Annotated in this window: 14 protein-coding genes; 12 read left to right on the top strand and 2 right to left on the bottom strand. The window is 41.6% G+C overall.

Annotated features, from left to right (window positions below; all coding sequences use genetic code 11):
• Positions 1-88: 88 nt before the first annotated feature.
• On the top strand, positions 89-1,405 hold the full coding sequence (locus SST111_RS06830) for an FAD-containing oxidoreductase (RefSeq protein WP_099810459.1): 1,317 nt from the start codon (positions 89-91) through the stop codon (positions 1,403-1,405).
• Positions 1,406-1,593: 188 nt separating this feature from the next.
• Here the strand turns inward: SST111_RS06830 and ucpA are convergent, their stop codons facing one another.
• Positions 1,594-2,385, bottom strand: coding sequence for an SDR family oxidoreductase UcpA (ucpA, locus tag SST111_RS06825; RefSeq protein ID WP_024418760.1), 792 nt, complete (start codon positions 2,383-2,385; stop codon positions 1,594-1,596).
• Positions 2,386-2,629: 244 nt separating this feature from the next.
• Here ucpA and SST111_RS06820 point away from each other — a divergent pair, with 244 nt between their 5' ends.
• The 10 genes from SST111_RS06820 to SST111_RS06780 all read left to right on the top strand — a co-directional run bounded on the left by SST111_RS06820 (position 2,630) and on the right by SST111_RS06780 (position 9,489).
• On the top strand, positions 2,630-3,247 hold the full coding sequence (locus tag SST111_RS06820) for a DUF5052 family protein (RefSeq protein ID WP_099810458.1): 618 nt from the start codon (positions 2,630-2,632) through the stop codon (positions 3,245-3,247).
• Entirely contained in the window at positions 3,248-3,757 is a 510-nt protein-coding gene (locus SST111_RS06815; protein WP_099810457.1) for a GNAT family N-acetyltransferase, read from the top strand.
• The gene (locus tag SST111_RS06810; protein ID WP_099810456.1) at positions 3,747-4,400 is read left to right on the top strand and encodes a DNA alkylation repair protein; all 654 of its coding nucleotides are present in this window, start codon (positions 3,747-3,749) and stop codon (positions 4,398-4,400) included. The genes SST111_RS06815 and SST111_RS06810 overlap by 11 nt, the downstream gene beginning before the upstream one ends.
• A gap of 8 nt (positions 4,401-4,408) precedes the next feature.
• Positions 4,409-4,696 (top strand): DUF1905 domain-containing protein, encoded by a 288-nt coding sequence (locus SST111_RS06805; RefSeq protein WP_099810455.1) that lies wholly within the window; start codon positions 4,409-4,411, stop codon positions 4,694-4,696.
• Between the two features lie 442 nt (positions 4,697-5,138).
• Positions 5,139-6,215, top strand: coding sequence for an aspartate-semialdehyde dehydrogenase (locus tag SST111_RS06800; RefSeq protein ID WP_099810454.1), 1,077 nt, complete (start codon positions 5,139-5,141; stop codon positions 6,213-6,215).
• A gap of 24 nt (positions 6,216-6,239) precedes the next feature.
• Positions 6,240-6,512 (top strand): hypothetical protein, encoded by a 273-nt coding sequence (locus SST111_RS06795; protein WP_024398888.1) that lies wholly within the window; start codon positions 6,240-6,242, stop codon positions 6,510-6,512.
• A 61-nt stretch (positions 6,513-6,573) separates the two neighbouring features.
• Positions 6,574-7,509, top strand: coding sequence for a 4-hydroxy-tetrahydrodipicolinate synthase (gene dapA / locus SST111_RS06790; RefSeq protein ID WP_099810453.1), 936 nt, complete (start codon positions 6,574-6,576; stop codon positions 7,507-7,509).
• A gap of 414 nt (positions 7,510-7,923) precedes the next feature.
• A complete protein-coding gene (locus tag SST111_RS12425; RefSeq protein WP_226960989.1) occupies positions 7,924-8,205 on the top strand; it encodes a VOC family protein in 282 nt (93 codons plus the stop codon).
• A 21-nt stretch (positions 8,206-8,226) separates the two neighbouring features.
• A complete protein-coding gene (locus SST111_RS06785; RefSeq protein ID WP_257211801.1) occupies positions 8,227-8,874 on the top strand; it encodes a hypothetical protein in 648 nt (215 codons plus the stop codon).
• A gap of 12 nt (positions 8,875-8,886) precedes the next feature.
• Positions 8,887-9,489, top strand: a complete 603-nt coding sequence (locus tag SST111_RS06780; RefSeq protein ID WP_029180536.1) for an alpha/beta hydrolase — start codon at positions 8,887-8,889, stop codon at positions 9,487-9,489.
• A gap of 28 nt (positions 9,490-9,517) precedes the next feature.
• Here the strand turns inward: SST111_RS06780 and pepF are convergent, their stop codons facing one another.
• Entirely contained in the window at positions 9,518-11,308 is a 1,791-nt protein-coding gene (gene pepF / locus SST111_RS06775) for an oligoendopeptidase F (RefSeq protein WP_099810452.1), read from the bottom strand.
• A 166-nt stretch (positions 11,309-11,474) separates the two neighbouring features.
• Between pepF and SST111_RS06770 the strand changes: the two genes are divergently transcribed.
• Complete coding sequence (locus SST111_RS06770) at positions 11,475-11,813, top strand: ATP cone domain-containing protein (protein ID WP_002935455.1); 339 nt, start codon at positions 11,475-11,477, stop codon at positions 11,811-11,813.
• Positions 11,814-11,880: the final 67 nt, after the last annotated feature.

Here is an 11,880-nt window from a genome sequence, read left to right as displayed (position 1 = left end):
AAATAAAAATTTACTGCTGTAGCAAATTTGTGTCAGAATATTTCTTTTTTGATAGACTAGGGTTGAAAATAATCAAAAGGAGAATCTTATGGAACAATATGATTTAGTAGTCATCGGCTTTGGTAAGGCTGGAAAGACCTTAGCAGGAAAGCTTTCTGCAGCTGGCAAAAAGGTAGCCTTGGTTGAGGAAAATCCTGCCATGTTTGGTGGCACCTGTATCAATATCGGCTGTATTCCAACCAAGACTCTCTTGGTAGCAGCAGATAAAAACTGGACTTTTGAGCAGGTAATGGAGCAAAAGGAAACAGTCGCCACTCGCTTGAGGAACAAAAACGAGGCAGTCTTGAAAGGCAGTGGTGCTAGTTTGTATCAAGGACACGCACGTTTTGTAGCTGACAAGATTGTGGAAGTATCGGCTGGTGAGGAATCCATTCAACTAACTGCGGAAACCATCGTCATCAATACAGGTGCTAAGTCGCGCGTGCTTCCAATTCCAGGTTTGTTGGATACAGCTCACGTTTATGATAGTACAGGCATTCAGAACTTGGAAACTCGTCCTAACAAGTTGGCAATTATCGGTGGTGGTAACATTGGATTGGAATTTGCTGGACTTTACAGCAAACTCGGCAGCCAGGTGACGGTATATGAAGCCAGCTCTGCTATTTTACCAAGAGAAGAGGAAGTGGTTGCCAAGCTAGCCAAGGAGTACATGGAAGAAGCTGGCGTGACTTTCGTGCTCGGAGCTAACATCGAGCAAGTCGCAGCTGCGGGTGATCAAGTTGCTGTGACAGTCAATGGTCAAACAGCAATTTTCGACGCTGTCCTCTATGCGACAGGTCGGGTGCCGAACACTGCTGACTTGGGCTTGGAACATACGGCGATTGAGCTTTTGGAAAATGGTGCTGTCAAGGTGGATGACTACTGCGAAACCACAGTTTCAGGTGTCTATGCAGTGGGCGATGTCAATGGCGGTCCACAATTCACTTACACATCCCTAGACGACTTCCGTATCGTCTTCGGTAAATTGACTGGGACTGGAACCTACAGCTTGAGCCAACGCAAGTCTATTCCGACAAGTGTCTTTATCACGCCTGTGCTGTCCCGTGTTGGTCTGACCGAGAAGGAAGCCATGGAAGCAGGTTACGACTACATTGCCAATGAATTGCCTGTTGCCAATATGCCACGTGCCCATGTCAATAACGACCTCAAAGGTATCTTCAAGGTTGTCGTGGATAAGGAAAGCAAACTGGTTCTGGGGGCAACTCTCTTTGGTCGCAATTCAGAGGAGCTGATTAACTTGATTGCTATGGCGATTGACAATAAGATTCCTTATACCTACTTCAAAACACAGATTTTCACCCATCCGACTATGGCTGAGAATTTGAACGATGTCTTTAATTTTTAATACTCTAGGGAGATAAGCTTCTTGTATTAGTTGTGGCTACGTTTCCTAGACTAGTATCAAGAACAGCGAGTGACCTTATTTCATTGACTGACTATGACCGTCCGTAATGGGCGGTTTTTTATAACCTAAAAGGAGAATAACTTGATGAGGACTCATCTTATTATTCTCCTTTTTAATTACACTGTGCGTTAGACACCCATATCAACAGTCTCTGGCAGAGTAGCCCCTCCATCAATGACAATTTGGGCTCCTGTTATATAACTACTTTCATCGCTGCCAAGAAAAGCAAATAATTCTCCAACTTCTTTAGGATCTGCTAGTCGTTTCATTGGGACTGCCTTTGCAATTCCCTCGATGATTTGCTCGGGGTTTTCAGGATTAGACTCTAAAGCCATTTGTTCTACCATTGGAGTACGTGCGTAGCCTAATTGTGTACAGTTCACACGAATATTTTTTTGAGCATATTCAACCGCTAAGCATTTAGTTAAACCTACTGTTGCAGCCTTTGTCATGGCATAAGCTGCTTCTCCAGGATCTGCCACAATATCTCCTGTTACTGAGGAAGCAATGACAATACTACCTCCGTTTCCTTTTAGCATTTCCTTAATGGCGACTTGGCAAGTATTCCAGACACCCTTGATATTTACATCGATATGGAAATCTCTCATTTCTTCTGAAAATTCTTCAAATGGAGCCAATCGACAGACTCCAGCATTGCAACAGGCTATATGTAGAGAACCAAATGCAGCAATCGTTTTATTTACAGCCTCTTGTAATTGTGTTATTTCACGAACATCAGCTATATGTGTAATGATATCTGCATGATACTTTTCTCGCAATTCTTGTGCAGTTTTCTCGACAGCTTCGTCCTGATCTATCATACATATTTTAGCCCCGTTTTTTACATAGACTTCCGCAATTCCTTTTCCAAGTCCAAATGCTGCACCTGTAATCAGGGCAACTTTTCCAAGCAATTTCATAAGAGTACCTCCTTGTTAATATATCAAATTAAATGTAACCCTTTTTGTACAAAAAGTCAATTGATTATAAAGAAAGTTTGAAATGAACTTATTGATATTTATTTTATGTTTCCTCTTTCTTTTATAAAATAGCTTTCATAAAGCATGCCAGACTATTTTCTGGGATAAAATTGTTATCTGCAAGTAATTTTGGTATTTACTGTATAACATGTTACAATAAGGTATCAACCATTGGAGGTTTTCTATGAAATGGAATAAAAAGATTGCAGTTGCTGCTGTTTTATTGGTGAGTTTGTTATCTCTATCTGCCTGTCAGTCCATTGCGAATTGGTGGAAGAATACCAAGGAAGAATGGATTGGTTTGGAGATGACGGTACGGACATACGATGAAAATTCTCAATTGATAGATGAAATGTCTGGCAACTCCCTTTCGATTTCGCGGAATCAGGAATTTGACTCGGTGGATGCCGAAGGCTATTCCAATGCGGATTCGTCTGTTTTGAAAGTCACACTTGGGAATTACGAAATTGACCATGTAGGCTCATCCTTGATTGCCTCTGAAGAAGGGCTAGAGGATCTCTATGCTAAGTACCAGACTACTGTTGATGTGGCCAATTATGATCGTTCTATTCCCTTGGTTAATCGGATGGTTTCTAGCTTGAAAAATGATTTTACAGGCAAGGCAAAGGTGGTTTTGATTCGTTCGCAAAACGGAACCCCGCTTGCTACTTATGTAGGTGATAAAGTGTCTCTTTATGCATCTGATGCACCTAAGACTTCTGAACTCTTAATTGATGGCAAGCGGTTGATTATCTACCGTTGTGATTATACTATTTATGACAGAGAATTGTTGGAGAACTAGATGATAAACATTCGGTCAGCTCAGATAGAGGATGCTGCAGATTTGGTGGCTGTCTACGCTCCTTATGTTGAAACTACAGCCATTACATTTGAGACAGAAGTGCCGACTGTGGCAGACTTTGCTAGTCGGATTAAAAAGACCTTGGAGAAATTTCCCTATCTTGTCGCAGAAGAAGAAGGGCGGGTTGTGGGATATGCGTATGCATCAACCTACTATGCCCGTGCGGCTTACGATTGGACGGTGGAATTATCCGTATATATCAAGCAAGAAGCGCGCGGAAAAGGCATTGGAACTCTTCTCTACAATGCTTTGGAAAGGGAACTGACAGCGCGTGGTTTTAAAAATCTCTTAGCCTGTATCGCACTGCCCAATCCAGCCTCTATAGCCCTCCATGAGAAGAGGGGCTATGAACAGGTAGCTCATTTCAAGAAAGTTGGCTACAAATTCGATACCTGGCATGATATTGTCTGGCTCCAAAAGTCTCTTGTAGGTAAGCAAAATGAAGATTGATGAATTAGAAAAACGATTATTACTAGTAGCAGATGCTAGTCAAGCCCAACCGATGAAAGCCTACATGAAAAACAACTTTGACTTTTTGGGTGTTCGGACACCTGACCGCAAAACAGTTGCCAAGCAATTTTTCAAAGATTTTAAGGATCAGGGAATTGATTGGAAATTTGTAGAGGCTTGTTGGGTTAAACCCTACCGCGAGTTTCAGTATATCGCTATTGATTACCTGGTTACTAAGAAAAAAGATCTGGTCTTAGCCGACCTGCCCCGCTTAAAAAAGCTAGCCCAAACAAAGTCATGGTGGGATAGTATTGACGGTCTGGATAAATTAGTAGGTAAGATTGTTTTGGACAATCCAGAGGCCAAGCAGACAATCTTGGAATGGAGTTTGGATGATGATTTCTGGTTGAGACGGATTGCCATTGACCACCAGCTTCTCCAAAAAGAAAAGACGGATACGGAACTTCTTGAGAAGATTTTGGTCAACAATCTCAATCAGATTGAATTTTTCATTAACAAGGCGATTGGCTGGAGTTTGCGAGATTATTCCAAGACCAATCCTGACTGGGTACGGGCTTTTCTAAAAAAGTACAGTTCCCAAATGGCAGGCTTATCCATTCGTGAAGCTAGTAAGTACATTTAGGAGGAATCTTGTCTAAAGTATATGAATTTGTAGCAACTATCCACCCTGTTCCAGATAAGGGCGGAGCCTATGTCATATTTCCCTATGATATACGAGAAGAGTTTGGCAAGGGGAGGGTAAAGGTACATGCCAGATTTGATGGTCATCCCTATGATGGCTCCATTGTCAATATGGGAATCAAGGATGAAACAGGTAATATCTGTTACATTATTGGCGTTCAAAAGGCTATTCGAGCGGCTATTGGAAAACAGGCTGGTGATAGAGTACAAGTGAGTATTCAAGAACGACTGGAGTAATCAGGCTTGCAAATCCTTGAGATTATGGTAGAATAGATTCATGCGATGAGCCGAGTAGTGGTGGGATTAAGGTTCAGCACACTTCTCAGAGTTCGTGTCAACATCTCAGCGCAGTGGTTGATTGGCAGATTTGTTCGTATTTTATACTCCAAATCTGACCTAATCAACTGTGCGGGGGGTGGGAAGACGAACTCTAAGTTGATTGGTTGAGTTCTTTCCCACTCCCTTCGACGCTAGGGAGGTCTTCATTAGATTGAAGCGCAGGAGCGGACCTTGGTTAGATGCTGTGAACCTTCTAACCTCATCGGAAACGATGCCCTTGCCCACCTTTTAGGTGGGCTTTTTTTGTATTCCAGTCTTTTCATTTTATAAAATTATGGTATAATTATGAAATAACAAATTTTTAGAAAATTTTGAAGAATTGATCTAAAGGAGATTTTTTATGGCTTATGTAGTAGCTGTTGTTGGTGCGACTGGTGCAGTTGGTGCCCAAATGATTAAAATGTTGGAAGAGTCAACACTTCCAATCGAGAAAGTGCGTTTCCTTGCTTCTGCTCGTTCAGCAGGCAAGACCTTGCAGTTTAAGGGGCAGGATATTGTCATTGAAGAAACAACAGAAACAGCTTTTGAAGGCGTGGATATTGCCCTCTTCTCAGCTGGTGGCTCTACATCTGCCAAGTACGCTCCTTATGCTGTGAAAGCTGGTGCAGTTGTTGTTGATAACACCTCTTATTTCCGTCAAAATCCAGATGTACCTTTGGTTGTTCCTGAGGTGAATGCTCACGCGCTTGATAATCACAATGGTATCATCGCCTGCCCTAACTGTTCAACTATTCAAATGATGGTCGCGCTTGAACCTGTCCGTCAGAAGTGGGGCTTGGAGCGCATCATCGTTTCGACTTATCAGGCAGTTTCTGGTGCTGGTATGGGAGCTATCTTAGAAACACAAGCTCAATTGCGTGCAGTCTTGAATGATGGCGTGGCACCAAAAGCGGTAGAGGCAAACATTCTTCCTTCTGGTGGTGATAAGAAACACTATCCAATCGGCTTTAACGCTATTCCTCAAATCGATCTCTTCACTGAAAATGACTATACTTATGAAGAGATGAAGATGACAAAAGAAACCAAGAAAATTATGGAAGACGATAGTATTGCTGTTTCTGCAACCTGCGTCCGTATTCCAGTCTTGTCAGCTCACTCAGAGTCTGTTTACATTGAAACAAAAGAAATTGCTCCAATTGATGAGGTAAAAGCAGCCATTGCAGCTTTCCCAGGCGCAGTTTTGGAAGATGATGTGGCAAACCAAGTCTATCCACAAGCTGTCAATGCAGTTGGTAGCCGCGATACCTTTGTCGGTCGTATCCGTAAGGATTTGGATAAGGACAATGGTATCCACATGTGGGTTGTTTCTGACAACTTACTAAAGGGTGCAGCTTGGAACTCAGTTCAAATCGCTGAAACTCTCCATGAACGTGGTCTTGTTCGTCCAACAGCAGAATTGAAATTTGAGTTGAAATAAGGACTAGGTTTAGGAGATTGAAAAATGAATGATAACATTGCTAAGAAAATGGGGCAACGCCCAAAGGTGCAAATTTTCTTCAGTACCGTTTTGGGTCTTGTAGTTGCTGTCTATGGATTCATTATCAGGCAAGATTTGTTAGTTTGGGAAGAAACAGGTGGAGAAAAACTCCTCCCACGCTTTATTTACTGGATTTATTCTTTAGTGGGTGCTACTGGAGTCGCTCTCGCATTCCTAGCAGTGAGTATGATTTTCTTTGTCAATAGCTATCGTATTTTCAAAAAATTAAAAGCTTAGATGCTAAGGGCTTGGCTTTTGATGATTTGATTGTGGCATTCAGTTGTAGAAAGGTTGAGATATGTCTATTCAAGATTTGCGTGATGTAAAAATTATTACGGCTATGATTACGCCCTTTAAAGAAGATGGTGCAATTAACTATGATGTGTTGCCAGAGTTGGTTGAGCATTTATTGGCTCATCATACGGAAGGAATTTTATTAGCAGGAACAACTGCCGAAAGTCCAACTTTGACTCACGAGGAAGAACTGGAACTATTTGGTGCTGTGCAAAAAATTGTCAACGGTCGCGTTCCATTGATTGCAGGTATTGGTACAAACGATACGCGCGATTCGATTGAGTTTGCTAAGGAAGTTGCGGCTTTCGGTGGATTTGCGGCAGGTCTTGCCATTGTACCTTATTACAACAAACCTTCTCAAGAAGGTATGTACCAACACTTCAAGGCTATTGCGGATGCTTCTGATTTGCCAATCATTATCTACAATATTCCAGGTCGTGTCGTGGTCGAAATGACGCCAGAAACCATGTTACGTTTGGCTGAGCATCCAAACATCATCGGTGTTAAAGAGTGTACAAGCCTTGCCAACATGGCTTACCTAATTGAGCATAAACCAGAAGACTTCTTGATTTATACAGGTGAGGATGGCGATGCTTTCCATGCAATGAACTTGGGAGCAGATGGTGTGATTTCTGTTGCATCTCACACGAATGGTGATGAGATGTATGAAATGTTTACAGCCATCGAACAACAAGATATTCGAACAGCAGCCGCTATTCAACGCAAGTTCATTCCGAAAGTCAATGCCCTCTTCTCATATCCAAGTCCTGCACCAGTTAAGGCGGTTCTTAATTACCTTGGATTTGAAGTTGGTCCACTCCGCTTGCCGTTGGTTCCATGCCCAGAAGAAGATGCCAAACGTATTATCAAAGTTGTCGTTGACGGCGACTACGAAGCGACCAAAGCCACTGTGACAGGAGTCGTAAGACCGGATTATTAAAATAGTCAGGGGAGTGACTATTTTAACGTGAGCCTTGAAATAAGAGAGCGAACAATGTCTGGGGGAGTGAAACAGTTCGGGGAACTGTTTCAGCTGGTCACCAAGAAATACGAAAGTGACCATAGAAGACCCGAGCCAAGAAATGCGAAAGCGAAGCCTGTTCAGGGAACTGTTTCAGCTAGCCATCTAGAGAGTTGAATTTGAAGAGGAAATTCTTATTACATGTCTAGAGTATCTTCATTATTTTTATTCTTTTAACTTTATTTAAGCTAGTAGTTTTATAATAAAACCATCTTTTTCATATAATCTCCAAGAAGCACTTGATGTCATTCAGGTGTTTTCTTTGTGCATTTCACTTGAACATATAACTAATTAGCGATAAAATACATTCATATTAAATAACGAGGTAAAGCTATGAACAATACAGGTATTCATCACATTTCAAGCTTGGTAGGAAATATTCATCAAGCCTATCATTTTTATCATCATATTCTCGGCTTAAAATTGACCTTGAAAACTGTCAATCAAGAAGATTCAAGCATGTATCATCTTTTTTTTGGTGATGATGATGGTCGTTTTGGAACGGAATACACCATTTTTGATATGCCTAACCATCCCAATCATCGAAACGGAACCAATCGTTTGGAAAGAACTGTTTTTCTGGTAAAAAATTTTGAGGCATTAGAATTTTGGTAGAAAAGACTGACAGAGTTTGAAGTGGAAAACGAAGGAATTCAGGCTTTTGGAAATGGGCATATTCTGAATTTCCAAGATGAAGATGGTCAGCTACTTGGCTTGACTTACCATGAATCGGTCGGTGAACTGTTTCCACATGAAACAGATGAAATTCCGTTGGAATACGCTATTCTTGGCATAGCCAGTCTACATATGCGGATTCGTGAAGAAAAGGAATTGTTATCTTTACTGACAGAGACTTTTGGTTTCGTCGAGGAAGATCGATTTGTTTTTGAAGATAATTTAGTGATTTCTCTGCTCTTTGATAACACCTTCCAGCATCGGCTATATTTGATACTTGACCAAGAGTCGCCAATCAGCGTGATGGGAGTCGGGGCCATTCATCATATCGCATTTGGTGTCTTAGATGAGTCCGACTTGGAAGACCTGATTAGTCGCTTAAATCTCATCAATCGTCCACATTCTGGTATCATTAATCGAGATTTCATTCATTCCTTGTACTTCCGCGCGCCAAATTACCTTATGTTTGAGGTGGCAACCATGACTGGTGAGCGCGAATCGGAAATGCCAGCTCAGAATGAAGAGTTGGATCAGGTAGACCTATTTTTGCCAAGTTTCTTTGAAGAAGACAGACAGGAAATTGAAAAAACTCTCTCCCAACGTTATTAGGAGAAATGAAGTATGGATTATCGCTTTGTCAAAGGGACCAGTCCCCGTCTTTTGGTCTTTTTCCACGGAACAGGTGGTAACAAGGAATCCATGCTCTTTCTCCACCAACAGCTGGATCCAAAAGCTTCTGTCCTTTCCTTGGATGGAAGTTGGGGTCAAGGCAGGGAAAGGCGTTTCTTTGCACCTCTCATTGACGGTCAGCTGGATCTTGTCGATTTTGAAATGCGCTTGTCGGCTTTTCTGGATTTTTGGCAGGACTTAGACAATCAGCCCTACCAGCAGGTTACCTTCGTTGGCTTTTCAAACAGTGCAAATTTTATCATGGGCTTGTTGACCAAACAGTCAAACCTGGCGGACAATTATATCTTGCTCCATCCCTCAGCCTTAGATTATGCATTTCCTATGGAAAATAGCAGAGCAGAGATATTGTTTACACTGGGGCAGAATGACCAACTCGTCGACCAAGTCGCTCTTAAAAATCTTGTAGATGACTGGCAAGCGTCAGCTTTTCCCAGAGCCAACCTAGCTCGTTTTGACAAGGGACATTTTTTAAGTCAGGATGAATTGACCTATATCAAAAATTGGTATCAAGAAAGAATAGACAAAAAGACCTGAACAAATAAGTTCAAGTCTTTTATTTGTCTTAGATAAGTGTTTCCAATTTATCAACCAAGGAACCGACATAGGCGATGGTTTCTTTGAGTGGCTGGTCAGTCGAAACATCAACACCTGCGTGCTTAGCAAGGTCTTGGGCAGAAAGACTTGCACCGAGTGACAAGGTTTCCAACCATTTTTCAACAACTTCTTCAGGCTTTTCTTCCAATTGTTTCGCCATAGCCGTACCGATGGTCAAACCAGCTGAGTAGGTATATGGATACAAACCAATGTAGTAGTGCGGTTGACGCATCCAGATAAGACCTGCATCGTCACCGATTTCAAAGTCTTCACCCCAGAATTCCTTGATGACATCCAACTTGATTTGGCAGAGAATATCACCATTGAGGTATTCTTCATTGTCCAAACGAGTGTAGACTTCACGTTGGAAGGCTGCTTCAAGCAAGTGAGTGACCATGTTGTGGAAGTAAGTACGGCTGATCAACTCGCTAATCAAGTAAGCTTGGAAGCCAGGGTCTTGGTTGTTTTTCAAAAGGGTGTTACATGTTAGGACTTCATTAGCAGTAGAAGGTGCCTCGATGAAGTAAAGGGATGGATCGTAGCTGAGGACGCTTTGTTTCTTAGCTAATTGGAAATGACCAGCATGTCCCAATTCGTGAGCTAATACCAAGACCTCGTTCATCAAACCTGTCCATGAAAGTAGGATATAGGATGGTCCATCGTAAAGAGTAGCACAGAAGCCACCAGTAGCCTTACCTTCGTTTTGAGCAAAGTCAATCCAACGCTCATCAAATGATTGTTCAATCATTTTCACATAATCTTCTCCAAGAAGGCCCAAGCAGTCAATCAAGAATTGTTTGGATTCTTCTGGAGTAATGCGTTGATTGTATTCAGAAGGCAAACTGATTTTCAAGTCAGCGTGTGTGATCTTGTCCAATCCATGAGCCTTGGCAACCAGTTTGACATAGCGACGCATGTGAGGAGCTAATTCCTTCATGATAACATCAATTTGACGGTCAAAGAGATCACGTGATACGTTTTGACGATGTAAGAGGAAATCAATTGTGCTGTCAAAACCACGCAAACGAGCTTCAATTTGTTCGTTTTTGATATGAGACAAGTAAGTCGCAGCAGTTGTATTCTTGTATTTCTTCAAGGTTGAATAGAAACCAGCAGCAGAATTGCGACGGATTTCTGTATCGTGGCTGAGTTCATAATCATTTTCAAAGAGCACATAGCTATTGCCGAGCGTTTCGCCATTTGCCTCGAAGTTGTCAAAGGTCATATCTTCAAACTTGGTCACACCGTAGTTGTTGTATGGTTGACCAAAAGTTGGGGCGAAGTTTGAGAGAAGTTCTTCTTGAAGTGGGTGTAGTTGATGCGGCTTGTCTCGTAAAATAGCATCGAAGAAAGCAGCCCATTGTGGTTGTTCTTCTTTTAATTCAAGAAGAAAGGCTTCATCTAATTGCCCAAGTTCTGAATAGAGGAAATCTCGTTGAGGACGTGCCTTGGCAGAAACGAGGTCGTATTCGTTGGCCAGGCTCGCCAATTCAGTATTCATCTTATCGACTTCCAAAGGAAGGAAGGCATAGTGGGAAAGTCTGCTATCAAGAATAACGATTTTTTCGTATTCTGTTAAGGCGGAAACGATGGTATCCTTATCAGTTAGCTTTCCTTTGTAATTCGATTCGAAAGCTGTCACTTGCTTAGCGTAGGCTGCTAAATTTTCTTTGTAGTTGTCAGGGGTCGGAAATAAAATGTCCGTATCCCAGGTTAATTGCACATCAATTTCTTGACGTTTAGGCATTGCGTTTGTCATGATTTTCTCCTTATTTCATTTTAATAGGTCCATTATATCATACTAAAGGGCTTTCAGCGAAAATAAGCCAAGGCAAAATTTATGAAAAAGAATACTTGACAAAATACACAAAAACCTAGATAATGTAAGTATGAAAGGGTTTACTGAAAACCAGAAAGGAGCTTTTATGCAAGTCATTAAACGTAGTGGAGAGATAGTTGAATTTGACCCAGATAAAATCTACCAAGCCATCATTAAAGCTGCACAGACAGTCTATGTCATTGATGAAACTTGGCGGAAAAATCTTGCTCAGGTCACAAAGAAAGTAGTGCTTGACTTGGAAGAAGCTCATACAGAGCGACCAACGATTAGCATGGTTCAGTCGCAAGTTGAACACCGTCTTTTAGATGCAGGGTATATTTCTATTGCTGAGCATTACATTTCCTATCGCTTGCAACGTGATTTGGAACGTAACGGCTATGGCGATAAGATTATTGTACATCTGCGTTTTGAACAAGTACGTTAAGAGAAACCTAGAGAAATCTAGGTTTTTTGCTTTTATATATCTTTACATTGTTTAAAGAAAATAGCAT

The organism is Streptococcus suis YS161, assembly GCF_002760245.1.
GTDB lineage: Bacteria > Bacillota > Bacilli > Lactobacillales > Streptococcaceae > Streptococcus > Streptococcus suis_I.
The sequence above is the reverse complement of the archived record's forward strand: the minus strand, read 5'-3'. Positions and strand labels throughout refer to the sequence as shown.

What these genes read in the sequence shown, in the direction of transcription:
- ucpA (WP_024418760.1), bottom strand. Translation starts at nt 2,385, where the DNA reads ATGAAATTGCTTGGAAAAGTTGCCCTGATTACAGGTGCAGCATTTGGA.
- dapA (WP_099810453.1), top strand. Translation starts at nt 6,574, where the DNA reads ATGTCTATTCAAGATTTGCGTGATGTAAAAATTATTACGGCTATGATT.
- SST111_RS06800 (WP_099810454.1), top strand. Translation starts at nt 5,139, where the DNA reads ATGGCTTATGTAGTAGCTGTTGTTGGTGCGACTGGTGCAGTTGGTGCC.
- SST111_RS06815 (WP_099810457.1), top strand. Translation starts at nt 3,248, where the DNA reads ATGATAAACATTCGGTCAGCTCAGATAGAGGATGCTGCAGATTTGGTG.
- SST111_RS12425 (WP_226960989.1), top strand. Translation starts at nt 7,924, where the DNA reads ATGAACAATACAGGTATTCATCACATTTCAAGCTTGGTAGGAAATATT.
- SST111_RS06830 (WP_099810459.1), top strand. Translation starts at nt 89, where the DNA reads ATGGAACAATATGATTTAGTAGTCATCGGCTTTGGTAAGGCTGGAAAG.
- pepF (WP_099810452.1), bottom strand. Translation starts at nt 11,308, where the DNA reads ATGACAAACGCAATGCCTAAACGTCAAGAAATTGATGTGCAATTAACC.
- SST111_RS06795 (WP_024398888.1), top strand. Translation starts at nt 6,240, where the DNA reads ATGAATGATAACATTGCTAAGAAAATGGGGCAACGCCCAAAGGTGCAA.
- SST111_RS06770 (WP_002935455.1), top strand. Translation starts at nt 11,475, where the DNA reads ATGCAAGTCATTAAACGTAGTGGAGAGATAGTTGAATTTGACCCAGAT.
- SST111_RS06820 (WP_099810458.1), top strand. Translation starts at nt 2,630, where the DNA reads ATGAAATGGAATAAAAAGATTGCAGTTGCTGCTGTTTTATTGGTGAGT.
- SST111_RS06810 (WP_099810456.1), top strand. Translation starts at nt 3,747, where the DNA reads ATGAAGATTGATGAATTAGAAAAACGATTATTACTAGTAGCAGATGCT.
- SST111_RS06780 (WP_029180536.1), top strand. Translation starts at nt 8,887, where the DNA reads ATGGATTATCGCTTTGTCAAAGGGACCAGTCCCCGTCTTTTGGTCTTT.